This window comes from Pararobbsia silviterrae (genome assembly GCF_003628125.1).
Lineage (GTDB): Bacteria > Pseudomonadota > Gammaproteobacteria > Burkholderiales > Burkholderiaceae > Pararobbsia > Pararobbsia silviterrae.
Genome location: NZ_RBZU01000004.1, coordinates 44388 through 69466 on the forward strand (window position 1 = coordinate 44388; position 25079 = coordinate 69466).

Genomic DNA, 25079 nt, shown 5'->3' on the forward strand with positions numbered 1-25079 from the left:
GGTCTGTCGAATAAGAAGAGGTACGGAGTGCGCTGAGATGAAGGGGCCGCTGACCAATGAGTGGGTCATGAACGAAGCGATGGGCGCATCCGCGCCGGAGCCGGTGCGTTATCAGACGATGCGCGCCGAGACCGTGCTCGCCTCGGAGCAAAGTGTCCTGCGTCTGATCGCGCGCAATACGCCGCTACCCGAGCTGCTTGCCGAAGTCTGCCGTCGCGCCGAGTCGCTGCTCGGCGAGGGCGCGGCGTGCACGATCATGGTTGTTGACGACGACGGCGTGCATTTGCGCATCGGTGCCGCGCCGTCCTTGCCCGAAAGCTATAGCAGCGCGATCGACGGTACGGTCGTCGGTCCTCAGGCCGGTTCATGCGGGACCGCGGTATACACACGTCGCATGATCGTCGTCGACGATATCGAAGCCGATCCGCTTTGGGACGATTTCCGCGATTTGGCCATGGCGATCGGCATGCGCGCGTGCTGGTCGATTCCATTCGATGCCGATGGACATGAAGTCATCGGCGCGTTCGCGGTCTATCACCGCGACGTGCGACGACCGACGATCGAGGAAGAGGCGCTGCTGCGCGATATCAGCCACAGCGTCGGCCTCGCCGTACACCAGGATCGTATCGCGCGGTTGCTCGCGCAAAGCGAGGAACGGCATCGCGTCGTGCTCGAACATCTGCACGAGGGCATCGTTGTGCAATCGCGCGACGGCATCGTGCTCGCGTGCAATTCGAGCGCGCGACGCCTGCTGCACGTCGAGGGCGATATGGTCGGCCGGCAGATCGGCACCGTCATGACGCGCTCGTATCACGACAACGGCGAACTCGTCGCCGATCATGAACGTCCGACGCATCGGGCGCTTCGCACGGGCGAGCCCTTACTCGGTCTGACGCTCGGTGTCGAACTCGTCGATGGCGACGTCATCTGGATTACCGAAAATGTCGTACCGATCCTGATGCCCGGCGAGACCGAGGCGAGCTCGGTGCTCGTCTCGTTCAACGATATCGGGCCCATGCGCGAGGCGCATCAGCAGCTGCGCTTTCTCGCGACGCGCGATTCGCTCACGGGTCTCTACAACCGCGTGTTTCTCGCCGACCGCATGGACGCGATGCTCTCCGAGCGCGACCCGCGCGGCGCGCAGGCGAACGTCGCGGTGCTGTTCGTCGATCTCGACGGATTCAAGAAGGTCAATGACACGGCGGGACACGAGGCGGGCGATGCGTTGCTGCGCAGTGTCGCGCGCCGCCTGCTCCAGTGTGTGCGCGAGACCGATACGCTTGCGCGCGTCGGCGGCGACGAGTTCGTGATCGCGGTCAACGGATTCGGCGATGCCGGAAGCCTGGCCGCGCTCGCGCGGCACGTGCTCGACGCGATCGCGGTGCCGTTCGCGGTCGCGGGCAATGAATACTATCTCGGCGTGTCGATCGGCATCAGCATGAGTCCCAACGACGGCACCGAGGCGAGTGAATTGATCCGCAACGCCGATGCCGCGATGTATCACGCGAAGCAGAGCGGGCGGAACAATTTTCAGTTTTTCACGGTCGAGCTCAATGAGCAGCTCCAGCGCCGCTTCATGATCGAGCAGGGCCTGCGCAAGGCGTTGTCGGCGGGCGAGCTCAGTCTTGTCTATCAACCCGTCGTCGACAGCCGCCATAGCCAGATCGTCGGCGCCGAGGCGCTGCTGCGCTGGCATAGCGAAGAGCTCGGACACATGTCGCCGTCCGAGTTCATTCCGGTCGCCGAGGATACCGGCATCATCGTCGCGATCGGCGACTGGGTGCTCGAACAGGCGTGCATGCGCGCCGCGCGCTGGCGCCGGACGATTGCGCCGAATCTCGTCATCGCCGTCAATCTGTCGCCGCGGCAATTCAACGATGGGCTCGTCGAGCGCGTCGCGCAGTGTCTGCAGCGCTCGGGTCTCGATCCGCGCGCGCTCGAACTCGAGATCACCGAGCGATTGCTCATGGGCGACAGCGAGACGCTTTTGCCGATGCTCAACGCCCTCGCCGCGATGGGCGTGCGAATCTCGGTCGACGATTTCGGCACGGGCTACTCGTCGCTGTCGTACCTCAAGCGTTTTCCGTTGCATAACCTCAAGGTGGACCGGTCGTTTGTCGCGGGGCTGCCCGATCATCATGACTCGGTCGCGATTACGCAGGCGGTCGTCGCCATGGCGCATTCGCTCGGCATGCATGTGACGGCGGAGGGCGTCGAGACGGCCGCGCAGGCCGAGTTTCTGCGCTCGATCGGGTGCGATACGCTGCAGGGCTACTTCTTCAGCGTGCCGGTCGGCGCGCTTGCGTACGAGGAGACGCTTGCGCGCGTGGCCGATTTTTAGCGCGCCGCCAAGGTCGGCTTGCAAGACAGGCGGACCCGTGCGGTCCGGATGCGGATCTCAGAACGTTCGACGCAGACGAAACAGATAGCTGTCGAACAGGCGCTGCATCGTCGCGAGCACGTCGTGCGCGTCGACGCCCCACCCCGCGTAGTGGCCGTCGATCTGCATGCGCGCCAGTCCGTAGACGAACGCGCGCGTCGAGACGAGCGTGTCCTCGACCGAAATGCAGTAGATGTCGCCGTCGGCCGCGGCCGCCGCGATCAGGCGTCGCAGTTCGGTGCGGATATGACGGTAGCCTTCGGCCAGTCCCGAGCGTTCGACATCGACGAGCGCGGGCTTCGACATGACTTCGAAATGCGTGGGATTGTCGTAGGCCCAGCGTAGAAACGCATGGCCCATCGCGCGCCATTGCGACATCGCCGAAGCGTGTTGCGCATCGAGGATGGCGGCCTGAAGCACGCTCAAGAGCGCCGCGATCGCTTCTTGTGCGATCGAGAATCTGTGCTGCTCCGCGCGACTGTATTCGGCGACCTCGATGGATCGGGGACGCACCGCGTCGCGTTGCGACACGGATGCGACGCGCAGCGCGGTGCGTGCATGCGGGTCGAGCCCGGTGTGTTCCGGTGCGGCTTCGGTCCCGGCGGGCGGGCGTGCCGGCATGTCAACCCCATGTTCAGCGACGGACAAGGCCTGGACTCCTGTCGGTTCGGCCATGCGCGCCGTGCGCGCGAATGCGCGACGATCGCCGCAAGGCGTACAGCATGCGAGACGGGACACTCGGGATTCGCGGACCTGCGTGCGGATCTGGAAATTAGGCAGTGAAGCGCGGCGTTGAAACGCGCAAAGCAGATCAGTCAGGTGCGCAGCTTACAAAATCGCGGTCGGTAATTCAATATGCGATCAATATTATTTCGGCGAGTGTGCGTCGCGTGCCGAGTGAGTCTTACGGATCATTTCCCTGGAGGGGGATTTTGCTGCGCGCATTTGCGCGCGAAGCACGCGCATGGAGCGGATCCGTGCGCGTGCCGAGCCGCTCCAAGCCCGCGAGACAAGGCGGCAGACAAGGCGGAAGACAAAGCTGCGGACAACGTCGCGAGACAAGGTCGCGTCAAGGATTTTTGCTCATCGACCCCGAATTCGATCGTGCACTCAATATTCGGCTTATCGAAATCGATAAATCGTTCGCATAGGTATACCTATCTAATTTATTTATTCAGTCTTGACGAATTTTCGAATTCGATAATCCGTCGCTTGACGAAATCCGCGAGACATTTCCGTAAAACGTTTGCTTCTTTGATATGAAATTGAAAGCGACGCATCGATTCGTTCGCGTGTCATGGCGAACGAACGCGCGAGCACGCGCGCGGTGACTCGGGTATCGTTGCCGCTTTATCCCAAAGGAGACATTCATGTCTGAAGTCGCAGTGGTGGCGATCAGTACGGCCAGGCCGGGCAAGGAAGCGGAACTCGAGACGGCGCTGCGCGCCCTGATCGAGCCGACGCGCTCGGACCGCGGGTTCATCACCTACGATCTGCACCGCAACATTCAGGACCCCCGCACGTTCGTCTTCATCGAACGTTGGGCGAGTCTCGACGATCTGCAGGCGCACGCGAAGGCCTCGCATATCCGCGCATTCGGCGCACGCAGCGGCGAGCTCTGCGAATCGTCGTCGTTGCACATCCTCGATGCGAATCCCGTCATCTGAGTGAGCTGCGAACATGCCGGGGTCGCGTGATGCGCGATACCGGCTTGCGCGACGAACTCAAGTCGCGCGTTTGCCGAGTGAATTTCTCCGATTTCCTCCGCGCGACACGAAGGTCGTCGCTCAAGCGCGCGACACTATAAAGAACCCCGAAGACCCTGCCGATACTACGATTCAAGAGGGTGCGCCGCGCGTCGTGCGCATTGTCAAGCACCCCGGAATTCTCGCGTCGGAGTCGACAAAGATGTCTTCGGTCCCAATGTTGGCGGAGCCCGATTTCGCACAGGCGGTGGGCACGCCATTGTCTTCATCGGCGAGCGCGGGGCAGGCGTCGCTCGTCTATCTCGGGCGTCAGCCGATTCTCGAACGCAGTCGCGCGTTGCATGGCTATGAGCTGCTGTTCCGCGCCGATTCGCGCAACGAAGCGCATATTCGCGATCATTTCGAAGCGACGGCCTATGTCGTGGCGCGCACCTTCGGCGAATTCGGTCTGCGTGAAGCAATCGGCCCGCATACGGGCTATCTGAACTTCTCGCGCGATCTGCTGTTCAGCGATGTCATTCACCTGATCCCGCCCGATCGCTTCGTCATCGAGATTCTTGAAGACACCGTCTTCGACGCGCCCTTGATCGCGCGTTGCGCCGAACTGCGCAAAGCGGGATTCAGACTGGCGATGGACGACGTCGCCACGTGGTCGCCCGAACTCGTCGAAGCCGTACCGCATATCGACATGCTCAAGGTCGATTTCCTCCAATGCAATCGGGACCGGCTCTCGAAAATCGCGGCGCTCGCCAAGCGTGAGCGCAAGACGCTGCTTGCCGAAAAAATCGAGACGCACGCCGACTTCGAACTCGCTAAAACACACGGGTTCGATCTGTTTCAAGGCTATTTCTTCGCGCGCCCGCAGGTCTTGCGTTCGCGCAGCACGGGACCCGCGCAACGGTGTCTGCTTCAGTTACTGATCGCGCTGTCGGGTGAGGCGGACGTGCCCGCGCTCGAAAGCGCGCTCAAGCAGAGCCCGCAATTGATGGTGCGCATTCTGCGCTTTGCGAACTCGACGGCGAGCGGCGTGGGACGCCGGATCGGTTCGTTGCGCGAGGCCATCCTCGCGGTCGGCACGCGCAAGATCGCGCGCTGGGTCCAATTGATGATCTATGCGGACGGCACGACGCTGTCGCCCGAATCCGATCCGCTGATTCAACTCGTCGGCGCGCGTGCGCGGCTCATGGAACTCATGATCGAGCATTGCGCAAAGTCCGTGCGGGACGAAGTCTCGGGCGACGCGGCCTATATGACGGGTGTGCTGTCGCTGACGCCCGTGATCCTCGGCATCCCGACGCGCACGCTGTCCGAAGAACTCAAGCTTCCTGCGCCGATTCGCGATGCCTTGATCGATCGTCAGGGCGCGCTCGGGCATATCTTGAGCATTGCATGCGCATTCGAGCGCGGCGAGGCGGAGGTCATCGCGGCGGCTTGCGAGGCGCTCGGTACGCTGACCCCCGATCATGTCGCCGCGCTCGGCATGCGCGCGGCGGCCTGGAACGACGATATCTGATTCAGCTCGACGCGTCGCGCGCCACGATCGGATAGCGGTAGTGACGATAGCCGCGCTCGTCGTGCGTATAGAGAAACCCGGCTTTTTCGTAAAGCGCGCGTGCCGGATTGTCGGGCTTGACGCCGAGCGTCAGGTTGCCGAAGCCTTTCTCGTGCGCGTCTTCGATATAGCGTTCGAGCAACTGACGACCGAGCCCCGATCTGCGCACTTCAGGCAGCACGTAGATCGACGCGAGCACGGCGGCTTCGCCATGCGCTTCCCAGAAGCAATAGCCGATTTTTTCCGTGCCGCGTTCGGCGACGAACATGCGATCGAGGCTTTGCGTCCATTGCTGGAGATGCCAGCGCAACGCGTCCTTCCAGCGCGCCTCGTTCTGAGGCTCGATGGCGCGGATCGCGTCGAGCTCTCCGATATACACCATCGGCAGATCCGCCGCCGTCGCGCGTCGAATCCTATAGTTTTTGCTCATGCGGGACACCAGTCCTGACCGTGTTTTAGCGCAAAGCCTAGCAGAACCGCGTCTTGCGTAGTGTGCGAAATAACGCGCGTATGCTTGAGGCCATCCCGACGGCGCCGCGCCGGCCCGATGCCGAATCGCCACCGATATGTCACGCGCTCAACGATTACTCGACCTGATCCAGATCCTGCGCGGCCACCGCATGCCCGTGACGGGCGCCGTCCTGGCCGATCAACTCGGGATCAGCGTGCGCACGCTCTACCGCGACATCGCGACGCTCCAGGCGCAGGGCGCGCGCATCGACGGCGAGCCGGGCCTCGGGTATCGGCTCAGACCGGGTTTCATGCTGCCGCCGCTGATGTTCTCGGAGGAGGAGCTCGAGGCGCTGATGCTCGGTGTGCGATGGGTCGCCGAGCGCGGCGACCCTCGGCTCGGCGAGGCGGGACGCAACGCGCTCGCGAAAATCGCGGCCGTGTTGCCGACCGATGTCCGCGATGCGCTCGACGCGTCGTCGCTGCTCGTCGGGCCGGGCGAGCCGCCGATCCCGGCTTGCGTCGATCCGGCCGCGATTCGCGAGGCGATTCGCGCCGAAGCCAAGCTGCGCGTCGTGTATCGCGATCTCCAGGGCACCGATTCGACGCGCACGATCTGGCCGTTCGCGCTCGGGTATTTCGATAATGTGCGCGTCGTCGCCGCATGGTGCGAGCTGCGCGAAGACTTCCGCCATTTCAGGCTCGACCGGTTCAGCGCGCTCGAACGTCTCGGCGAACGCTATCCGAAGCGGCGTCACGCCTTGCTCAAGGCCTGGCGCGAACGTCAGGGCGTCCGAGCGCAATCGGTGTTCGCTCCTGCCAGAATCTGACAGCAGGCGGGCCTACGATGGGTTCGAACGGCGCCGCGACGCGCGATCGCGTGCGATGCGTTCAATGAATCCATCCATTTCCGGAGCGTGCCATGTCAGACCCGACCTTGATCATCCTGTACGTCGACAGCCCTGCCGCGAGCGCGCGGTTTTACGGCGATCTGCTTGCGAAGACCCCCGTCGAATCGTCGCCGACGTTTGTCGCTTTTCGTCTCGATTCGGGCGTCATGCTCGGTCTTTGGTCGAAGCATACGGTCGAGCCCGCCGCGCAGGCCGCGGGGGGCGGCGCCGAGATTGCGTTCGAAGTACCCGGTTATGGCGCGGTCGATACCGTGTTCGACGATTGGTCGCGTCGCGGACTCGCGATCCTGCAACGGCCGACCGATATGGACTTCGGCCGCACCTTCGTCGCGCTCGATCCCGACGGTCATCGGCTCCGCGCGTTTGCGATGGCGCCTGAAGCGCAAGCCGCCCTCGCGCAGGCGGAAGTCCCGCAAGCGCGCTGATATTTAAAGCACTCAACGTGCCGCTTGCGCGAGGCGTTCGACGCGTACGGGCGGCACGAACCATGCAAGGCATAGTCCCGCGAGTGCCGCGGCCGCCGCGAGACCCAGGCCGATATGGATCGACGTCACGAGCGTTTCGCGCGCCGAATCCATCATCGCCCCGCCCGCGTGTCCGGCGTTGACGAGGCGGCTGATCAGCGCCGCTTGTTCGTTGCGATCGATCAGCAGTTCGGGACTCGCGAACGACTTGAACCATTGCGTCGCCTGATACGCATCGAGCGAGCGGTGCACGCCCATCGAATAGAGGTGGCTCAGCAACGCGCCCGTCATGACCGTGCCGAGCATGCCGCCGAACGTGCGCAGCGACTGGAGCAGGGCGGTCGCCGCGCCGAGGTTGTCGCGCGAGACGATCTGCTGCGAGAAGATCGTCAGATTCGCGATCACGAGTCCGATGCCGAGGCCGCTGACGCCCATGCAGCTCATCCAGACGAGATGCGCCTCCGTGCCCGAGAGCCGCACGATCGACACGCAGGCGAGCGCGAACATGCCGAAGCCGACATAGATGATCGGATTTGCGCGCCGGATCCGCGTGACGATCCGGTTATTGAGCATGCTGCCGACGCTCGTGCCGAGCAGCAGCGGCGTGATCAGCATGCCCGAGTCGTGCGGCGACATCGCGTAGCCGCCCTGGAACAGCAAGGGCACGTAGAACACGAGCGAGAACAGCGCGAAGCCGCCGAGTACCGACATCGCGAACAAGGCGGCGAGCTTGCGATCGAGCAGCATGTCGACGGGCACGATCGGATACCCCATGCGCTTTTCCCAGAGGAACAGCACGAGCGCGAGCGTCAGGGTGATGCAGCTCAGCGCGATCGTCGTCGCGCTGATGCCCTGCTTCGGGAAGAGTTCGATCAGCAACTGGAGCGCGCCGAAGGTCGCGGCCGTCACGCATGCGCCGAGCCAGTCGAGGCGGATCGGGCCGCGTTCGCGCGCCGGCCGCAGATGCGGGACGTAGCGCTGCACGAACAGCAGCGACAGCATGCCCACGGGCAGGTTCACGAAGAAGACGAGCCGCCATCCGCCGAGCTGCGTGAGCGCGCCGCCGAGCGTCGGCCCGATGATGTTCGAGACGCCGAATGCGGTGCTGACGAAAACGAGCCAGCGCAAGCGGAGTTGCGGATCGGGAAACAGGTCGGCGACCGTCGCGAACAGCGTGCCGATCAGAATGCCGCCGCCGATGCCCTGCAGGCCGCGCGCGAGCACGAGCGTCAGCATCGTCGTCGCGCTGCCGCAGAGCACGGAGGCGAACGTGAACAGCAGGATCGCGGCGATCAGAAACGGTTTGCGTCCATAGAGATCGCCGAGCCGGCCGAAGATCGGAATCGTGATGACCGACGCGAGCATATAGGCCGTCGCGACCCAGGCATAGAGATCGAAACGCTTGAGGTCGGCGACGATGCGCGGCAACGCGGTACCGACGATCGTCTGGTCGAGCGCGACGAGCATCGCGATGAACGCGACGCCGAGCATGGCGAGCAACGACTGGCGAAACGGCAGCAATTGGCGGGAGGGGTCGTACGAGCGCGGCGCGGCGGCCATGGCGGACTCCTCGTCATCGGGTGACGCCTTGGAAGCGGCGATCTGCCGATCGTCGCTGCACGACCTTACACCCACCTGACTCGCATGACACTACGGAAATGCACGCCTGTAGAGCATGTCCGGCACGCCTGCTTCGTTCGACGAGGCGTCGCGCGGCTCGAGTGCGACAAAGCCGTGTCGTTCGTAAAACGTTCGCGCGCGCAGGTTTTCCGAGAACGTGTACAACTGGATCGCGGTTTGCGCGCGCGCGACGACCTCGTTCAGCAGCGCGGCGCCGATGCCTCGGCCGATATCGCGCGGGTCCACGTAGAGCTGGTCGAGCCATACGACGCCGTATGCGGCCGATGTCGCGCTGAGGCCGACGATACGCTCGCCGTCGAGCGCGACGACGACGTCGCCCGACGGCACGAGCCAATCCGCGATCCATTCGAGGATCGCATCGGCCGAATGCGTGAGGGGCGCGCATGCGACGAGCGCGGTGCGCGAGCGGAAGTAGACATCGGCGATCGAGGCGGCGTCCTCGGGACGCGCCGCGCGAAGCGCAATCGGCATCGGGGCTGGGCGGCGAGCGTGGAAATGCGCGTCATTTAAGGGGGACTTCGCGGCCGCGTCAACACTCGTTTTATCATTTGGGCCTGCCGCCGTCCTTTCGCATCCGAATCCATGAGTTCAGCCGGTCCAACGACACGCCGTATCGACGCGCTTTTCCAGCAAGCGGTCGCGCTTCATCAGAATGGCGCGCTCGACGAAGCCGAGGCGTCCTATCGCGACGTGCTTGCCTTGCGTCCCAAGCATTTCGACGCGACACAGCTGCTCGGCACGCTCGCGCTGCAATCGGGTCGGATCGAGGAAGGCATGACGTGGCTCACGCGCGCCGTATCGATCGACGGCCGGCATCCGGCGATCCAATCGAATCTGGCCTTCGCGCTCAATGCGCTCGGCCGGCACGCCGAGGCGCTCGCGCATGCGGACAAGGCGCTCGCGCTGGCCGCCGACTTCGCCGACGCGCACAACAATCGCGGCAATGCGCTCGCGGGCTTGAATCGGCCCGCCGACGCGCTGGCGAGCTTCGAGCGTGCGATCGCGCTGCAACCTGGACTCGCGCAGGCATGGAACAACCGCGCGTGCGCGTTGCGCGATCTCGGGCATCCGGCGCAAGCAGTCGAGAGCTGCGATCGGGCGTTGGCGATCGAGCCTCGCTATCCCGATGCCTGGAGCAATCGCGCGAACGCGCTCAGCGATCTGAATCGATCGCTCGATGCGAAAGCGAGCTATGAGAAGGCGCTTGAATCGAATTCGGGTTTCGTCGACGGATGGAGCAATCTCGGTCTCACGCTCGTCGATCTCGGCGACCATGCGGGCGCGTTGCGCTGCTATGAACGCGCGCTCGCGCTCGCGCCCGACCACGCGAGCGCGCATTGGAATCAGGCGCTGTGCCTGCTTGAGACCGGCCAGTTCGACCGCGGCTGGCGCGCGTATGAATGGCGATGGCAGCGCGCGTCGTTGCGCGGCGCGCGGCGCACGTTCGCCGCGCCGCTCTGGCTCGGCGAGACGCCGGTCGCCGGTAAAACCGTGCTGCTGCATGCCGAGCAGGGCCTCGGCGATACCTTGCAGTTCTGCCGATATGCGGCGCGCGTCGCGGCGCTCGGCGCGAAGGTCGTGCTCGAAGTCCCCGCGTCGCTGATGCGGCTGCTCGCGGATCTCGACGGCGTCGACACGCTCGTCGAGCAGGGGCGTCCCTTGCCCGATTTCGATTGCCACTGCCCGTTGCTGAGCCTGCCGCTCGCGCTTGGCACGACGCTCGATACCATTCCGGCCGATGTGCCTTATTTGTTCGCCGATCCGCGGCGTGCCGCCGTGTGGCGCGAGCGCGCGGATGCGATCGCGCGGGGCCGGCTGCGCGTGGGACTGGTCTGGGCCGGCGGGCATCGGCCTCATGTCCCCGAACTGCGCAAGAACGACGCGCGCCGCTCGATGTCGCTCGATCGGCTGGCTGCGTTGTTCGATGTCGAGGGCGTGCAGTTTTTCAGTCTGCAGATCGGCGCCGCGGCGACGCAGCGCGATGCGCTGCGCGACGTCGACCGCTTGGCCGATCTGACCGGATCGATTGCGGACTTTGCCGACACGGCAGACCTGATCGATGCGCTTGATCTGGTGATCAGCGTCGACACGTCGACCGCGCATCTGGCCGGCGCGATGGGCAAACCCGTCTGGATCCTGAACCGGTTCGACACCTGCTGGCGCTGGCTGCTCGAACGCGACGACAGCCCGTGGTATCCGAGCGCACGCTTGTTCAGGCAGCCCGCGCTTGGCGCATGGGAGCCGGTCGTCGAGCGTGTGCGTGATGCGCTGGCGCATGAAGTCGCCGCGGCACGCGGGCGTGCGTCGCACGTCTGAGGGCGCATCACGCTTGCACGCGCTCAGCGGACGACGACTGTCCCCGTCATATGCGAGTGAATCGAGCAGAAGTACTTGAATGTGCCCGCTTCGGAGAACGTGTACGCAAATGTATCGTCGGTATCGAGCGGCGGCGATTTGAATGCGCGCGGGGTCGCGTCGTTGACGATGGTATGCGGAATGTCGTCGTGATTGACCCAGACGACCTTCGTGCCGACCGCGACAGTCAGCATGGCCGGCGCAAAGCTGAAATTGTCGATCACGATCGTATTGGGGGCCTGCGCATCGGCGGCGCGCGCGGTCTGGATCGCCCCGGGGATGACGCCGAGCCAGCCGGCGATCGTGGCGGCGCAGGGTGCGCCGAGCGCCAGGCGCGCGAATCGGCGTCGGGCCGAAGACTGGACCGGCGGCACGGATGTCGACGCAGGCGTGCGCGGATGGGACGCATCGCTATCGTTTGATCCTTCCGCGGCGCCGGAAGATCCGGCGTGTATCGACGTCGTCGATCTGTCGTGCGAATGCGTATTCATATCGGTTACATATCCAAAGCGTATTCGAGTTTCGATAGGAGACGTTGAGCCGTCGTCGAGTATCGCGTTCAGAGCGTGCTGAGCCGCGTATCGACGACGGCGAGCGTCGCATTCCCGGGCACGTACTCGATCGAGCGGATGCCGAGCAGCGAGCGCAATTGATCGGCGGGCACCTTCATCGGTCCGGGGCTTGGCGCCGTGCCGGGCGCGGGCTGAGGAAACGCCGTCGACATCGCCGTATAGAAACGCATCGAGCCCTCGACCTTTTGCGCGACTTGATGGATATGGCCGTTGAGCACGGTAACCGAGCCGAAGCGCTTCAGATAGCCGAGCGCCTGCGCGCCGTCGTCGGTGCCCCATCCCCAATCGGGGTAGACGGTCCAGAGCGGGATGTGCGCGAACACGACGATCGGCGTGCTGCTCGTGCGGGTTTCAAGGTCGCGGCGCAGCCAGTCGAGTTGCGCATCGCCGAGCAGCCCGAGTCCGCCCGATTTGAGATTCATCACATTGACGAGGCCGATGAAATGCACGCCGTTCTGGTCGAAGCTGTACCAGCCGTGCGGCGCTTTCGGCGCAAAGCGATCGAGATAGGTCTGGCCGTCGTCGACGAGCACGTCGTGTTCGCCGGGCACGTAATGGACGTCGAGGCCCGCGCTGCGGATGATTTGCTCGGCGGTATCGAGTTCGCCAGGTTTCGACAGATGGCTGATGTCGCCCGTATGAATCATGAAGGCCGGTTTGCGCGGCGCGGCCTTGATTGCGTCAATCGCTTGTTCGAGCGTGCTCGTCGGGTCGAGATTGGGTTCCTTGCTGAAACCGATATGGCTGTCGCTGATTTGCACGAAGCTGAATGCGTTCGGATCGGCCTCGGCCGCATGGGCCGACTCGATAAGCATCGATGTCGGAATGCCGGCGCGGATCGTCCAGAGCATGCCGGTGCCCGCCCAGGCCATGCACGACAGCAGATGCCGGCGTTCGCGGCCATGGGGCGCGAGCGGGGAGGCGGCGTCCGCGCGCTCCGCGGGGCGGGTCGGACGCGATGGGGCGGAGTCGACCGAGGGCGGCGTGACGCGCGGGGCGTCCGTGTGATCGGATCGGTCGGCCGCGCGCACCGGTTCGTTGGCGTGTGTCGAATCCGGCGCGGGCGTGGGGAGGTGTCGAGAACGCATCGTCGATGTCCTTGCGGCGTGGGCCGCGGTGGCGTGAATGACCGCATCTGCCCCGTATAACCGCCGATGTCCCGCGGCTATTCCCGCGATATTTTTTGTCGTGTCGCCGAGAATCGGGAATAAAACGCGGGGCTCGCGAGTTAGAGGCAGTGAGTCCTCGAGGCTGCGCGTGTTGCGGTCGGAGGGGGAGCGCGTGCGTCGGTCCCTTGCAGGGACGCGGTGCTGCGCACGTGATCGGACCCGCATCAGGCCGGCTCTCGGACCGGTGATGACGCGGGATTTCAGGCCGGTTTTCAGATCGGATGACCGGCCGGCTTAGGCGCGAGGAGCGGGAAGTGACGAACGACGACCGCCGGAATCGCTTCGAACGCGTGGTGTTGCCGCATCTCGATGCGGCGTACAACCTCGCGCGCTGGCTCACGGGCAGCGCAAGCGATGCCGACGACGTCGTGCAGGATGCGTTCATGCGGGCGTTTCGTTTCTTCGAGACGTTCGACGGCGACAACGCGCGTGCGTGGTTGCTCGCGATCGTGCGCAATACATGGTTCACCGAGTGGCGCCGTCGTCGCGCGCATCCCGGCGATGTCGAGTTCGACGAGGCCTCGTTCGGCGACGAAGCGATGCCGGGTTGGGACGCCCACGCGCACGAGGATCCCGAAGCGATCTCGATACGGCGCGATGCCTTACGTCTCGTGCAACGCGCGCTCGACGCGCTCGCGGTCGAGTATCGCGAGGTCATCGTCTTGCGCGAGCTCGAGGACATGAGCTATCGCGATATCGCGGCGGTGACCGGCATGCCGGTCGGCACCGTGATGTCGCGTCTTTCGCGCGGGCGGCGCATGTTGTGCGAGGCCGTGCGCGCGTTGCAGCAGGGTTCGGGGGATGGGGGGCACGTACGGCTTGTCAGGCCGGCGGGCGATCGGGATCAGGAGACGACGCATCATGGATGAAGACGACACGTCGACCCTCGGCGCGTGCTTGCGCGACGGCTCGCTCTACGAGCGTGCCCCGGTCGCATTGCATGCGCAGATCCGCGCGAATCTGCGCGCGGCCGCGCAACCGCGACCGCGCGCGTCGATGCGCGCGTGGCGAGACCGGCTCCGCGCACGCGGCATGCGCGGGGTGCTCGCATTCGGCAGCGGAGGCTTCGCGGGCGCGTTGCTCTGCGCATTCGCGTTCGCGTTCGTCGTGATGCCGATGACGGCCGAGCACCCCGACCTGCTGATGCGCGACATCATTTCGAGCCATGTGCGCGCGATGTTGTCGGATCGTGCGATCGACGTCGTTTCGACGGATCGGCATACGGTCAAGCCGTGGTTCAGCGGGCGGCTCGACTATGCGCCGCCCGTCGTCGATACGGCGGCACAGGGGTTTCCGCTTGTCGGCGGGCGGCTCGACTACGTCGCCCAGCGTCCGGTCGCGGTGATGATCTACGGATACCTGAAGCACTCGATCGATCTCTATGTGTTTCCGGATGCGCACGACGTTCGCGCACCGCCTCAAGCGCGCACGGAAGCCGGCTTTTCGATCGCGCGATGGCATCAGAACGGCATGACGTTTTGCGCGATCACGGATGCGTCGCCCGCGTTTCTCAAGGAATTCGAGCAGGCGATTCAGGCGGAGGTGGGGCGCTAGGAAGCGGGCGCGCGAGACGCGGGGCTGTGCGAGTAACTGGGGGCGGGGAGCGGAGTAGTGCGGCAGTGCGAGTAGTGCGGTAGTGCAGTAGTGCAGTAGTGCGGCTGGGCGTGTGCGAGGGGACCTCGAAATCGTGCCGCGAACCGGCCGGAAGGCGTCGAGCGTACGCGTCGCGGGGCGGTGACCCGCATGCGACTCGCGCGTCCGATCGAGGCAGGCATCAGGGAGACGAGGCGGACGGAATCCGCCCGATCAACACGGCGTCAAAACGAAAGGAGCCGCATCCGTGCGGCTCCTCTTCGTTGGCGTCGATGCAATGTCAATCGTGGGCAGAGGCCGGGTGGGCCGCATCGGGTCGATCGCATCGGACCGATCGCGTACGGCCGACCGAACCTAGCCAACTCCATCGAGCCGACGCATCCGTTTCGCCTCAGACCGACTGCGCGGCGAAGCCGATCATCACGAGAACCGACACGATGAAGATCGAAGCGCCGACCGTGCGGCGCTTGTTGAGTCCCGTCCAAAGAATCACACCCGTCAACGACAGCAGGATCATCGAACCCGCGAACGAATCGGCAAACAGGACCCAGCCGATGCTCGTGCCGTTGGACTTGTGCAGCGACTGGATCGTCCCGATCAGACCCTGGTCGCGCCGTTCGACGCTGACCGTTTGACTGCCCTTCCAGTAGTCGGCCGAAACCTGCGATTTCGCGTTGCCGAACCGGATCGTCCAGTGTTCGGGCTGGATCACCGATTGATCGCCCCAGCTCACGGGATGCGCGGGCTCTTTCTGGACGCGGCCGGGCGGCACGTCGCCAAGCTTGAGCGTCGTCTGCAGATACTGGACGAGTTCCTTCGGCGACTTCGGCGCGGGGTCGGGCAACGCGACCTCGATCGTCGACACCTCGGGTGCCGGCGTGCGGATCTTCATGACCGCGCGATGGTTCTGCAGAAAGCCCGTGATGCCGAACAAGAGCCCAAGCACCGCGCCCCATAGACCGACCCAGCCATGGACTTTACGCAGCCATTTGAGGAATACGCCGCGTCGCGAGGGCGTGCGTTCCGTGTTGCGCGCGGACACGGCGGGTTGACTCGCTTGAGTTTCGAAGCGGGTGGCTTGCATGTAATCGGAATCCCGTCAGAGTGGCGTCGGTGCACGCGAGCGCGTATCGCTGGGCCGAGCCGGAATGGAATGAGAGTGATTCTCATTTATAACAATATCCTTACGCGATGACAAGTGCGTAGGCGATTACATTGAATTACGACCCGGGACAATTCGATGAATCGTCGTCGGCCGACGATCAAGAAATCGTTTGCGTCGTGATTTGGCCGTTATTTTCCCGATTAGTGGGAAATGACGGCTTGATGAACGTCGATCGCGCGTTGTCCTGCCCATACAGTGCAGGTTTTTCATTCTGCCAAGCGCTTGTTTCCGCACTGAGAAATCGTGCAAACCCCCGTGGGGACTGGCTTGCGGGTTGCGCGACACCCTCGCGTCCGGTAACGTGTCCCCCTTCCGGCCCCGCCTTGGGCGCTGGACGAACCTACTGAAGGACGAGAATGAACAAACAGGAACTAGTCGACGCAGTAGCCGCCGTGACGGGCGAAAGCAAGGCCGCAACCGCGGAAGCCATTGATGCGTTCATCGATGTCGTGACCGCGACGGTCTCCAAGGGCGACACCGTCCAGTTGATCGGCTTCGGCTCGTTCGGCACGGGCGCGCGTGCCGCACGCACGGGCCGCAATCCGGCCACGGGCGCGGAAATCCAGATCCCGGCGGCGAAGACGGTCAAGTTCACCGCGGGCAAGGCATTCAAGGATCTCGTCAACGGCTGAGCGATCGCCTGACACGCCGCATTCGATCGTCCGCGCGCCGTGCCGGGCCATCGAATGCGGAAGGTTTTTCATGGATAACGCCTCGGATACGTCTTCCTCGAGCCGCGCACCGATTCGTTTGCGCGATCTGTTCACCGGATTTCTCGGTTTGGGGTTGATGGCGTTTGGCGGCGCCATGCCGCTCGCGCGCCGCACGATCGTCGAACAGCGTCGTTGGCTCACGTCCGACGAATTCACCGAACTGCTGGGCCTGTGCCAATTCCTGCCCGGCGGGAACGTGATCAATCTATCGGTCGCGATCGGCATGCGATTCCGCGGTGTCGCGGGCGCGCTCGCCGCGCTGCTCGGTCTGATCGGCGGACCGACGGCGATCGTCGTCGCGCTCGGCGTGCTCTATGAACGCACGCAGAACGATCCGCGCGTCCAGCATCTGTTTGCGGGCCTGGCTGCCGCCGCCGCGGGTTTGCTCGTCGCGATGGCGATCAAGGTCGCGCTGCCTTTGAAGGGCAAGCCCGCCGCCATCGCGATTGCCGTGCTCGGCTTCGTCGCCATCGCGGTGCTGCGCGCGCCCCTGGTCGTCACGATGCTCGTGCTCACGCCGTTGAGCATCGCCGTCGCGGTGAGGACGGCGCGATGATCCCAACCCTCATTGCGCTCGCGCTGATCTTCGGCGAACTGTCGCTGCTCGCGTTCGGCGGCGGCAACACGACGTTGCCCGAGATGCATCGTCAGGTCGTCGACGTCCATCACTGGATGTCGGGTCAGGAATTCAGCGCGCTTTACGCGCTCGCGCAGGCCGCGCCAGGCCCCAATCTCATGGTGGTGCCGTTGATCGGCTGGCACGTCGCGGGATGGCAAGGCCTTCTGGTGACGACCGTTGCCAAGATGGGTCCGTCGTCGATCATCACGATGCTCGTGCTCCACGCGTGGGAGCGATTCAAGGATCGGCCATGGCGGCGCGCGGTTCAGGCCGGTCTCGTGCCCGTGACGGTCGGTCTTGTCGCCGCGAGCGCGGCGCTTATCGCGAAGTCGGCGGATCTGCATGCGGTGTCGTGGGTCATCACGGGCGTCTGCGCGGTGCTGACGGTGCGCACGCGGATTCATCCGCTCTGGCTTCTGCTCGCGGGCAGTCTGATCGGGCTCACGGGCTTCGGGCAAGGGTGATCACGCATCGCGCGCCCGCGCGAGCGCTAGTGCCGTGTGCGCGATTCGGCGCCACACGCCGTTCGATGGGGCCAGGCCCGTCAACGGGATCTGTGCGCGTTCTGCTCACTATTCGGGTTCAAAGGGTCGGATCTTTCTGAATTCCCGCCGATTTGCGTAAATTACTCAAGTCGTAATACAAGGCGCCGTTAACGGAACTAGTTATGCGGGAACTAGCTACGCGGCTAGCCGCGGCACGCCGACCCGGCGTGCCGGTAGACCCGATCCGATCCGCGACCTGACGGGAGTTCCATGAGCAGCACGCTCGGCGCCATCGCGCCTTCAACGACGGCCACGCAATACTCGAACAACACGACGACGGCATCGGGATTCGACGACGTCAGCGAGCTCGACCTGAGCCTCGTATCGTCTTCGAGCGGCTCGGCTTCGGTTTCGTTGAGCAGCAATCTGTCCGGCGTGTCGGCCTCGACGTCGGCGGGGCAGTTCGCGGTCGGCTTCGCGCAGGCCCTCGATCAGGCGACGTCGGTCGATCCGACGACGGGCAAGCTCGAAGTCAACTCGGGCGCGAGCGATCAACTCGCCGCCGCGCTCAACGCGCTATTCATGCAGTACGGGTTCACCCAGGACCAGGCGACGCAAGCCACGCAATCGTTGACGCAGGAACTCACGAACGGCGATCCGTTGAGCCTGTCGGCAGGCTTCGATTCGATCACGTCGTCATCTGTGTCCGCGTCGGGTGCATATGGCGCGAACGGCACATGGACCGCGAATACGGTGACGCAGACGGAGCTTTCGGGTTCGTTGAACATCAGTGTCGACGCGACCGGCCAGCTCAATGTGTCGCTGACGTCGCAGACCGTATCGACCGCTCAGTACACGGGCGAAGTACAAGGGACGGGGACCGCGCCGTCGAGTCCGATCGTCATCGTCGATATTCCGAGCGGCGCCGGCACGTCGGGCGGCCTCGCATTGTCCGCGGGCGCGCTCGGCGCGTCGGCGGGCACGCCGGCTTTCGCGAGTTTCAGTCAAGCGACGCAGGCGGCGTTGCAGGCGATGGAGAATGCACTGCCCAACGCGGCCCAGAACGGCGGCGCTTCGGGTTCGAGCGCATCGAGCGCGAGTTCGCCGCTCCAGGAGTCGGAGTCGAGCTCGATCTCCGAGTCGGCGTTGACCGAAGCCGTGTTGGTGCGCGCAAGTGCGTCGAGCCAGACGGACAGCAGTCAATCTCAGCAGGGCGGTCAGGGCGGCGCCGACGGTCAGAGCAGCGGTGCGGACAATGCGGCGACGCTCGCGGCGATCGAATCGGCTGCGAAGCAGGAAGCGGACGCGGTGCTGGGGATGCTCAACACTGTGGCGAAGAAAACGCTGTTGACCACGCAGGACATGCAAAAGCAGCTCGAAGCGATTCTCGATGCGGCGCGTCAGTCGTCCGGCTCGAACGCGACCGACGCGAGCGGCTCGGCGAATTCGAGCGGCGCGTCGGGCGCGGCGGCCTTGGCCGACGGCACGAGCGAGGCGGATGCGGCAAGCGGGGCAGCGTCGGCGACGACCGATACCGGCGCGGCAAGCGGCGCCGATGCATCCGATACATCGGATGCGGCCGGCTCGACGACGTCGTCGAGCGGCACGTCGCTGTCCGTTGAAATCGGCTTCTCGTTGACGATCTCGCTTCAGATCCTCGACGACGGCGGTTATGGTTCGACGCTGTACGCACGACCCGACGGCAGCCTCGGCACGTTCGTCACGCAACCGACGTACGCGACGGCCTGAGCGGCGCGACGCGCCGGGCCGCGATCGATCGGGAGCGATCGATCAAGATGAGATCGGCCCGGATCAGATTGCCCTGGCGCTATCGATCACGATGAGTCCGGCTGCGTGTCCGGCGAACCGTTCCCGCGCGCGATCGCGCGCGGGGCCGCGGATCCGCGTCAACGGATCTGCTGGATACCTCCGAGACGCCACGTGTCGTCGCGACGCGCGTCCCTCACGAAGTTCCAGACCTCCTCGAACGGTTTCGCGGCCTCATCCTCGGCTTCGCGCATCAATCCTTCGAAGCGCACGCTTGCAAGCTCCTCGCTGCCGTGCGTTTCGACACCGAGCAGATGGCCATTGAGCTCGACGACATCGGTCCGATTCGGCTGCTTGCCGCGCGCTTCGAGATCCATCTTGATCTCGGCGAACATCTCGGGTGTCGTGAATGCGTAGATATCGCCCTGATCGGCATGGTCCCAGGCGGCCTGGAGTCGCACGAACGCGACCTTGGCCGTGCGCACGAAGCTTTCGCCGTCGAAGCCCGGAGGAACCGACCCGATGGGCTCGGCGCGGCGAAGCGAAGGGGATGCGAGGGCCGGAGACGCGTCGTATGCGGCGCTTGCGCCGTTCGTGCCTGATTGCGACGTCGCGGATGCGAAGCGCGGCGACGCGTCCAAGACGCCTTGCGTCGAATCCATCTGCCGCATCGTGCCGCTGCCTTGCGGGTACGCGAGATCGGGGCGGCGCTTGCGCGCGATCCATCGGAACAGCGCGACCGCGGCAAACACGATGACGCCGGCAAGCATCAGATTCGACAGCATCTGAGCGAGTCCTTCGCCGAGGCCGAAGTGCGAGAGCAGTGCGCCGAGACCCAGGCCGGCCGCGAGACCCGCGAGCGGTCCGAGCCAGCGATTGCCGGGACGCGCCGCGGCCGGCTGCGCCGCCGCGGGCGAACCTGCGGCGGGTGTCGCATTTTGCTGCGTGGGCGGCGTTTGCTGCGCGCGTTGCGCCTGGCCGGGTGACGCCGGCGCGGCGGACGGCGATTGCGCCGGCGTCGGCGCCATTTGCGTCTGGCGGCCGATGCTGCGGCTGCCGCCCATCCGTTTGGCTTCCACTTCGAACGGCACGAGTGCGCTGATCGCGAGCACGGCGGCGGCGCTCAGGGCCGCGAGCTTTTTGCCGTCACCGGCACGAGCGCGACGAAAGAGACGAACAACGAAGGCAGGCATCACGATTCCTTTTGGGGGCAAGAGAATGCGCGTCGCCAGAATGGATGGCCGACACGAATCTTACGATATGTAAGGCGTGATCGTTTGACGGATGTCCGCGCCGCGCGTTCCGTCGATTCGAGACAAACGAATTATTGCTTCGTCAATGAATGCTAGGGTGCGCGGGGAATCGTCGCGCGCGTGCTTAACTGCGGACCGGCTCGGGGGCACGCATCGGACGGACGCGCGGCGCGTCGAGATACCGGAAGATGCCGGCCGACAACAGCGTGATCGTGCCGACGCAGGCGAATGCGAGCCGATAGCCGACGGCGGTCGTGCCGAACAGATGCGCGAACACTCCGACGAGGCTTCCGCCGATCGTGACGCCGAGGCTCATCGCAAGCATCTGGATCATCGAGAACAGGCTGTTGCCGCTGCCGGCCTGAGCCGGTGTCAGGCCTTTGAGCGTCACGCTGTTCATCGCGGCGAACTGCATCGAATTCGATGCGCCGAAAATCGCGAGCTGAATAACCGCGAGTGCGAGCGGCCAGTGCGTCGAGATCAACGCGCATGAGGCAATCGAAGCGCCGACGATCAGCGTGTTGACGAGCAGAAACGTCTCGTAGCCATAGCGCTGGATCAGCGGGGTGACCCAGCGCTTCGCCACCGTGCCGACGAGCGCGATCGGCAGCATGAACAGGCCCGATTGCAAGGGGGTATAGCCGAGCTGGACCTGCAGCAACAACGGGAGCAGGAACGGCAACGCGCTGCTGCCCACGCGGGCGACGAGATTGCCGACGAGTCCGACGCTGAAATTGCGCTCGCGGAACAGCGCGAGTTCGAACAAGGGGCCGCGGCGGCGCTGCGCATGGACGATATAGAGCCCCACGGTCAGCAAGAACACCGCGAAAAGCGCGCTGCTGATGATCGTGCGATGCGTGTCGACGGGACAGTCGAGCGCGAGCGAGACGCTCGCCATGCTGACCGACAGCAGCGTAAAGCCGACGAAATCGAATGGGTGTATCTCGGCCGGCGATCCCGCGGGCAGGAACCGGTGGACCGCGTACAGGCCGAGCGCGCCGATCGGAAGGTTGATCAGGAAGATCCAGTGCCAACTGATCGCTTCGACAAACCAGCCGCCGAGTACGGGACCGAGCATCGGACCGAGTTGTCCCGCGATCGAGACGAACGCGAGCGCGCCGATGTATTCCTCGCTCGACACGCTGCGCAGCAGCGCGAGGCGTCCGATCGGCATCAGCATCGACCCGCCGATGCCTTGTATCACGCGCGCGATGACGAGTTCGTCGAGCCGGTGCGCGAGCGCGCAGAACAGCGATCCCAGCACGAAAATCAGAATCGCCGTGAAGTAGACGCGGCGTGTGCCGAACTTGTCGGCGAGCCAGCCCGATGCGGGGGTCAGCATCGCCATCACGAGCGCATAGGCGACGACGACGGGCCGCATGTCGAGGGCGCTGACATGGAACGCGACCGCCATGTTCGGCAGCGCGGTATTGACGATCGTCGTGTCGAGGGCCTGCATGAAAAACCCCGCCGCGACGATCCACAGCAGGGCGGTGTGCGAATGCTTGTTCATCTGCGCAATGATAGGAAACACGCCTATTATTGGGAAGTCCGCTGAACCCTTTGACTGTGATCGGCAATGCCGATCACCATCCGGAGTCCCGTACGCGGCGTGGATCGGACGCCAGCGCCGCGCGCGAATCTGACGATGCTCAACCCTGTCTGGATCCAGACGTTCTCGACCGTCGCCGCGTCGCGAAGCTTTACCGATGCGGCACGGCGGCTCGGACTCACGCAATCGAGCGTCAGCGAACATATCCGTCGACTCGAGGAGAATATCGGTCGCCGTCTGTTTGTTCGCGATACGCACTCTGTCGCGCTAACGGCCGACGGCGAAAGTCTGCTCGTGCATGCGCGGCTGATTCTCGAAGCGCATGCGCGTGCCGAATCGCAATTCAAGGGCCCGCGGCTGCGCGGCCGCGTGCGTTTCGGCACTTCGGACGATCTCGTGCTCGGGCCTTTGCCGCGCGCGCTCGCGGCGTTCCGCGACATGCACCCCGACGTCGACCTCGAAATCACGATCGGCAAGACCGCCGACCTCTACGCGAAGCTCGACCAGGATGCGCTCGATCTGCTGATCGGCAAGCGGCGGCCATCGGGGCCGGCGGGCGTCACGTTGTTTCGCGAGCCGCTCAAGTGGCTCGGCAAAACGGGCACCGTCATCGACATCAAGCAACCGTTGCCGCTGCTCTTGCTTCCCGAGCCGAGCATGACACGTTCATTGACGCTCAACGCGGTGGCGGCGGGCGGTCTGCCGTGGCGCGTGATCTGTACGAGCAGCAGTCACACAGGCTGTATCGCGGCCGCGCGCGGCGGTCTCGGCATCACGGCGCAGCCGGCGTTTCTGACCGCGCCGGGTATCGATTCGCCCGTCAATGTATCGAGCCTGCCTGCGCTGCCCGAAGTTGAATTCGTCTTTCTACGCGCGCGGCGATTAAGCAAACCCGCTCAGACCTTGCTCGACATTCTTCAGCAGAGCGACTTACGTAGCGCGGGTTAGGGGCTAGGGGCTAAGTGCGAAGGCGAGGACTAGGTGCGAGGGTGAAGGCCGAGCCCGATGTTAGGGCTGAGGCTATGCCGATGGCTAAAAGCGGAAAGCGCAAAAAACAACGCGCGGGTTTGACCGCGCGTTGTCGTGTTTGAAGCCTGAGGCCTAGACGATCGGCGACCTTACGCCGTGACAGCCGCTTCGGTCGTCGCCGGCTCGTCGATCGACGTCCGGATCAGGTGGTCGAACGCGCTGAGCGCCGCCTTCGCCCCTTCGCCGACCGCGATGACGATCTGCTTGTACGGCACGGTCGTCACGTCGCCGGCCGCGAATACGCCGGGCACCGACGTTTGGCCCTTCGCATCGACTTCGATCTCGCCGTGCTTCGACAGCGCGACCGTGCCCTTGAGCCACTCGGTGTTCGGCACGAGACCGATCTGCACGAACACGCCTTCGAGCGCGACATGCTTGATCTCGTCGGTCTTGCGGTCCTTGTAGCTGAGACCCGTGACCTTCTTGCCGTCGCCCTGGACTTCGGTCGTCTGTGCTTGCGTGATTACGTCGACGTTCTTGAGGCTATAGAGCTTGCGCTGCAGCACGGCGTCGGCACGCAAATCGGGCGCGAATTCGAGCAGCGTCACGTGACTCACGATACCCGCGAGATCGATCGCAGCCTCGACGCCCGAATTGCCGCCGCCGATGACCGCGACGCGCTTGCCCTTGAACAGCGGACCGTCGCAATGCGGGCAGTACGCGACACCGTGGTTCCGGTATTCGCGCTCGCCGGGCACGTTGATCTCGCGCCAGCGCGCGCCTGTCGCGAGCACGATGGTCTTGCTCTTGAGCGTCGCGCCGTTCGCGAGCTTGATCTCGATGTGCTTGGCGCCCGGTACGAGTTCGGTCGCGCGTTCGACATCCATGATGTCGACGTCGTATTGCTTGACGTGCTGTTCGAGCGCCGTCGCGAACTGCGGGCCTTCGGTTTCCTTGACCGACACGAAGTTCTCGATCGCGAGCGTATCGAGCACCTGGCCGCCGAAACGCTCGGCGACGACGCCCGTGCGGATGCCCTTGCGTGCCGCATAGATCGCCGCGGCCGCGCCTGCCGGGCCGCCGCCGACGATCAGCACGTCGAATGCGTCCTTCGCGTCGAGTTCCTTCGCCTTGCGCGCGCCGGCATTGCTGTCGAGCTTCGCGAGAATTTCCTTGACGCCCGTGCGGCCCTGACCGAACACCTGGCCGTTCATATAGACCGTCGGCACCGCCATGATTTCGCGTTGCTTGACTTCATCCTGATACAGCGAGCCGTCGATCATGACGTGACGGATGCGCGGATTGATCAGCGACATCACGTTGAGCGCCTGCACGACTTCAGGGCAGTTCTGGCACGACAGCGAGATATACGTCTCGAACGCGTAGTCCGCATCGAGGTTCTTGATCGCCTCGACGACGTCGTCTTCGAGCTTGATCGGATGGCCGCCGACCTGCAGCAATGCGAGGACGAGCGACGTGAATTCATGGCCCATCGGGATGCCGGCAAAACGGATGCCGATATCCTGGCCCGGGCGGTTCAGCGAAAACGAGGGCTTGCGATGTTCGTCGTCGCGTCGCTCGATGAGCGTGATGCGATCCGACAGCGCCGTGATCTCGTTGAGCAGTTCGGCCATCTCACGCGACTTCGGCGTGTCGTCGATGGACGCGACAATCTCGATCGGCTGCGTGACCTTTTCGAGGTAGGTCTTCAATTGGGTCTTGAGATTGGCATCCAGCATGATGTTTGCGTCCGTAACGTGTCG

At 64.6% G+C, this 25079-nt stretch carries 23 protein-coding genes; 13 read left to right on the forward strand and 10 right to left on the reverse strand.

Features of this window, described 5'->3' with window-relative positions; all coding sequences use genetic code 11:
- Positions 1–37 precede the first annotated feature (37 nt).
- Positions 38–2341: a putative bifunctional diguanylate cyclase/phosphodiesterase gene (locus D7S86_RS10665; protein WP_420813228.1), complete on the forward strand. Its 2304-nt coding sequence runs from the start codon at positions 38–40 to the stop codon at positions 2339–2341.
- 57 nt (positions 2342–2398) lie between these two features.
- Here the strand turns inward: D7S86_RS10665 and D7S86_RS10670 are convergent, their stop codons facing one another.
- Complete coding sequence (locus D7S86_RS10670) at positions 2399–3001, reverse strand: TetR-like C-terminal domain-containing protein (protein ID WP_158601924.1); 603 nt, start codon at positions 2999–3001, stop codon at positions 2399–2401.
- Between the two features lie 749 nt (positions 3002–3750).
- On the opposite strand from D7S86_RS10670, the gene D7S86_RS10680 reads away from it, so the two are divergent.
- Together D7S86_RS10680 and D7S86_RS10685 are read left to right on the forward strand one after the other, a co-directional pair.
- Entirely contained in the window at positions 3751–4047 is a 297-nt protein-coding gene (locus D7S86_RS10680; RefSeq protein WP_121086227.1) for a putative quinol monooxygenase, read from the forward strand.
- A 241-nt stretch (positions 4048–4288) separates the two neighbouring features.
- Complete coding sequence (locus D7S86_RS10685; protein ID WP_240648091.1) at positions 4289–5599, forward strand: EAL and HDOD domain-containing protein; 1311 nt, start codon at positions 4289–4291, stop codon at positions 5597–5599.
- Position 5600: 1 nt separating this feature from the next.
- On the opposite strand, the gene D7S86_RS10690 is transcribed toward D7S86_RS10685, so the two are convergent.
- Complete coding sequence (locus D7S86_RS10690; RefSeq protein WP_121086231.1) at positions 5601–6068, reverse strand: GNAT family N-acetyltransferase; 468 nt, start codon at positions 6066–6068, stop codon at positions 5601–5603.
- A gap of 136 nt (positions 6069–6204) precedes the next feature.
- On the opposite strand from D7S86_RS10690, the gene D7S86_RS10695 reads away from it, so the two are divergent.
- Entirely contained in the window at positions 6205–6918 is a 714-nt protein-coding gene (locus D7S86_RS10695) for a helix-turn-helix transcriptional regulator (RefSeq protein WP_121086233.1), read from the forward strand.
- A 92-nt stretch (positions 6919–7010) separates the two neighbouring features.
- On the forward strand, positions 7011–7424 hold the full coding sequence (locus tag D7S86_RS10700; RefSeq protein ID WP_121086235.1) for a VOC family protein: 414 nt from the start codon (positions 7011–7013) through the stop codon (positions 7422–7424).
- Between the two features lie 12 nt (positions 7425–7436).
- Here D7S86_RS10700 and D7S86_RS10705 read toward each other — a convergent pair whose 3' ends face one another.
- Together D7S86_RS10705 and D7S86_RS10710 are read right to left on the reverse strand one after the other, a co-directional pair.
- On the reverse strand, positions 7437–9023 hold the full coding sequence (locus D7S86_RS10705) for an MFS transporter (protein WP_121086237.1): 1587 nt from the start codon (positions 9021–9023) through the stop codon (positions 7437–7439).
- 90 nt (positions 9024–9113) lie between these two features.
- Positions 9114–9575: a GNAT family N-acetyltransferase gene (locus D7S86_RS10710; protein ID WP_121086239.1), complete on the reverse strand. Its 462-nt coding sequence runs from the start codon at positions 9573–9575 to the stop codon at positions 9114–9116.
- Between the two features lie 111 nt (positions 9576–9686).
- On the opposite strand from D7S86_RS10710, the gene D7S86_RS10715 reads away from it, so the two are divergent.
- Positions 9687–11420 (forward strand): tetratricopeptide repeat protein, encoded by a 1734-nt coding sequence (locus D7S86_RS10715; RefSeq protein ID WP_121086241.1) that lies wholly within the window; start codon positions 9687–9689, stop codon positions 11418–11420.
- A gap of 23 nt (positions 11421–11443) precedes the next feature.
- Here D7S86_RS10715 and D7S86_RS10720 read toward each other — a convergent pair whose 3' ends face one another.
- Together D7S86_RS10720 and D7S86_RS10725 are read right to left on the reverse strand one after the other, a co-directional pair.
- Positions 11444–11950 carry a cupredoxin domain-containing protein gene (locus D7S86_RS10720; RefSeq protein WP_121086243.1) on the reverse strand — a complete coding sequence of 169 codons (507 nt, stop codon included), beginning with the start codon at positions 11948–11950 and terminating at the stop codon, positions 11444–11446.
- 68 nt (positions 11951–12018) lie between these two features.
- The gene (locus D7S86_RS10725) at positions 12019–13119 is read right to left on the reverse strand and encodes a metallophosphoesterase family protein (RefSeq protein ID WP_420813229.1); all 1101 of its coding nucleotides are present in this window, start codon (positions 13117–13119) and stop codon (positions 12019–12021) included.
- Between the two features lie 302 nt (positions 13120–13421).
- On the opposite strand from D7S86_RS10725, the gene D7S86_RS10730 reads away from it, so the two are divergent.
- Together D7S86_RS10730 and D7S86_RS10735 are read left to right on the forward strand one after the other, a co-directional pair.
- A complete protein-coding gene (locus D7S86_RS10730; protein WP_121086245.1) occupies positions 13422–14069 on the forward strand; it encodes an RNA polymerase sigma factor in 648 nt (215 codons plus the stop codon).
- Positions 14062–14754 carry an anti-sigma factor family protein gene (locus tag D7S86_RS10735; protein ID WP_121086247.1) on the forward strand — a complete coding sequence of 231 codons (693 nt, stop codon included), beginning with the start codon at positions 14062–14064 and terminating at the stop codon, positions 14752–14754. Before D7S86_RS10730 ends, D7S86_RS10735 begins: the two co-directional genes overlap by 8 nt.
- A 430-nt stretch (positions 14755–15184) precedes the next feature.
- On the opposite strand, the gene D7S86_RS10740 is transcribed toward D7S86_RS10735, so the two are convergent.
- Positions 15185–15877, reverse strand: coding sequence for a PepSY-associated TM helix domain-containing protein (locus tag D7S86_RS10740; protein WP_121086249.1), 693 nt, complete (start codon positions 15875–15877; stop codon positions 15185–15187).
- Positions 15878–16314: 437 nt separating this feature from the next.
- On the opposite strand from D7S86_RS10740, the gene D7S86_RS10745 reads away from it, so the two are divergent.
- The 4 genes from D7S86_RS10745 (at position 16315) to D7S86_RS10765 (ending at position 19524) form a co-directional block, all read left to right on the forward strand.
- Positions 16315–16590 carry an HU family DNA-binding protein gene (locus D7S86_RS10745; RefSeq protein WP_121086251.1) on the forward strand — a complete coding sequence of 92 codons (276 nt, stop codon included), beginning with the start codon at positions 16315–16317 and terminating at the stop codon, positions 16588–16590.
- Between the two features lie 70 nt (positions 16591–16660).
- A complete protein-coding gene (locus D7S86_RS10750; RefSeq protein ID WP_121086253.1) occupies positions 16661–17227 on the forward strand; it encodes a chromate transporter in 567 nt (188 codons plus the stop codon).
- Positions 17224–17754 carry a chromate transporter gene (locus D7S86_RS10755; RefSeq protein WP_121086255.1) on the forward strand — a complete coding sequence of 177 codons (531 nt, stop codon included), beginning with the start codon at positions 17224–17226 and terminating at the stop codon, positions 17752–17754. The genes D7S86_RS10750 and D7S86_RS10755 overlap by 4 nt, the downstream gene beginning before the upstream one ends.
- Before the next feature lie 291 nt (positions 17755–18045).
- Positions 18046–19524: a hypothetical protein gene (locus D7S86_RS10765; protein ID WP_147432293.1), complete on the forward strand. Its 1479-nt coding sequence runs from the start codon at positions 18046–18048 to the stop codon at positions 19522–19524.
- Between the two features lie 158 nt (positions 19525–19682).
- Here D7S86_RS10765 and D7S86_RS10770 read toward each other — a convergent pair whose 3' ends face one another.
- Both D7S86_RS10770 and D7S86_RS10775 read right to left on the reverse strand, forming a co-directional pair.
- Complete coding sequence (locus D7S86_RS10770; RefSeq protein ID WP_121086261.1) at positions 19683–20735, reverse strand: Tim44 domain-containing protein; 1053 nt, start codon at positions 20733–20735, stop codon at positions 19683–19685.
- 184 nt (positions 20736–20919) lie between these two features.
- Positions 20920–22308 (reverse strand): DHA2 family efflux MFS transporter permease subunit, encoded by a 1389-nt coding sequence (locus D7S86_RS10775; RefSeq protein ID WP_121086885.1) that lies wholly within the window; start codon positions 22306–22308, stop codon positions 20920–20922.
- Positions 22309–22443: 135 nt separating this feature from the next.
- Between D7S86_RS10775 and D7S86_RS10780 the strand changes: the two genes are divergently transcribed.
- A complete protein-coding gene (locus D7S86_RS10780; protein ID WP_121086887.1) occupies positions 22444–23295 on the forward strand; it encodes a LysR family transcriptional regulator in 852 nt (283 codons plus the stop codon).
- A gap of 170 nt (positions 23296–23465) precedes the next feature.
- Here D7S86_RS10780 and ahpF read toward each other — a convergent pair whose 3' ends face one another.
- Complete coding sequence (gene ahpF / locus D7S86_RS10785) at positions 23466–25055, reverse strand: alkyl hydroperoxide reductase subunit F (protein WP_121086263.1); 1590 nt, start codon at positions 25053–25055, stop codon at positions 23466–23468.
- Positions 25056–25079: the final 24 nt, after the last annotated feature.

Bases quoted from the DNA above. Each gene is read 5' to 3' on its own strand.
- D7S86_RS10755 (WP_121086255.1), top strand. From the start codon at position 17,224: ATGATCCCAACCCTCATTGCGCTCGCGCTGATCTTCGGCGAACTGTCG.
- D7S86_RS10740 (WP_121086249.1), bottom strand. From the start codon at position 15,877: ATGCAAGCCACCCGCTTCGAAACTCAAGCGAGTCAACCCGCCGTGTCC.
- D7S86_RS10770 (WP_121086261.1), bottom strand. From the start codon at position 20,735: ATGCCTGCCTTCGTTGTTCGTCTCTTTCGTCGCGCTCGTGCCGGTGAC.
- D7S86_RS10725 (WP_420813229.1), bottom strand. From the start codon at position 13,119: ATGCGTTCTCGACACCTCCCCACGCCCGCGCCGGATTCGACACACGCC.
- D7S86_RS10695 (WP_121086233.1), top strand. From the start codon at position 6,205: ATGTCACGCGCTCAACGATTACTCGACCTGATCCAGATCCTGCGCGGC.
- ahpF (WP_121086263.1), bottom strand. From the start codon at position 25,055: ATGCTGGATGCCAATCTCAAGACCCAATTGAAGACCTACCTCGAAAAG.
- D7S86_RS10680 (WP_121086227.1), top strand. From the start codon at position 3,751: ATGTCTGAAGTCGCAGTGGTGGCGATCAGTACGGCCAGGCCGGGCAAG.
- D7S86_RS10780 (WP_121086887.1), top strand. From the start codon at position 22,444: ATGCTCAACCCTGTCTGGATCCAGACGTTCTCGACCGTCGCCGCGTCG.
- D7S86_RS10750 (WP_121086253.1), top strand. From the start codon at position 16,661: ATGGATAACGCCTCGGATACGTCTTCCTCGAGCCGCGCACCGATTCGT.
- D7S86_RS10730 (WP_121086245.1), top strand. From the start codon at position 13,422: ATGACCGGCCGGCTTAGGCGCGAGGAGCGGGAAGTGACGAACGACGAC.
- D7S86_RS10700 (WP_121086235.1), top strand. From the start codon at position 7,011: ATGTCAGACCCGACCTTGATCATCCTGTACGTCGACAGCCCTGCCGCG.
- D7S86_RS10735 (WP_121086247.1), top strand. From the start codon at position 14,062: ATGGATGAAGACGACACGTCGACCCTCGGCGCGTGCTTGCGCGACGGC.
- D7S86_RS10665 (WP_420813228.1), top strand. From the start codon at position 38: ATGAAGGGGCCGCTGACCAATGAGTGGGTCATGAACGAAGCGATGGGC.
- D7S86_RS10670 (WP_158601924.1), bottom strand. From the start codon at position 3,001: ATGCCGGCACGCCCGCCCGCCGGGACCGAAGCCGCACCGGAACACACC.
- D7S86_RS10745 (WP_121086251.1), top strand. From the start codon at position 16,315: ATGAACAAACAGGAACTAGTCGACGCAGTAGCCGCCGTGACGGGCGAA.
- D7S86_RS10720 (WP_121086243.1), bottom strand. From the start codon at position 11,950: ATGAATACGCATTCGCACGACAGATCGACGACGTCGATACACGCCGGA.
- D7S86_RS10685 (WP_240648091.1), top strand. From the start codon at position 4,289: ATGTCTTCGGTCCCAATGTTGGCGGAGCCCGATTTCGCACAGGCGGTG.
- D7S86_RS10775 (WP_121086885.1), bottom strand. From the start codon at position 22,308: ATGAACAAGCATTCGCACACCGCCCTGCTGTGGATCGTCGCGGCGGGG.
- D7S86_RS10690 (WP_121086231.1), bottom strand. From the start codon at position 6,068: ATGAGCAAAAACTATAGGATTCGACGCGCGACGGCGGCGGATCTGCCG.
- D7S86_RS10710 (WP_121086239.1), bottom strand. From the start codon at position 9,575: ATGCCGATTGCGCTTCGCGCGGCGCGTCCCGAGGACGCCGCCTCGATC.
- D7S86_RS10765 (WP_147432293.1), top strand. From the start codon at position 18,046: ATGAGCAGCACGCTCGGCGCCATCGCGCCTTCAACGACGGCCACGCAA.
- D7S86_RS10715 (WP_121086241.1), top strand. From the start codon at position 9,687: ATGAGTTCAGCCGGTCCAACGACACGCCGTATCGACGCGCTTTTCCAG.
- D7S86_RS10705 (WP_121086237.1), bottom strand. From the start codon at position 9,023: ATGGCCGCCGCGCCGCGCTCGTACGACCCCTCCCGCCAATTGCTGCCG.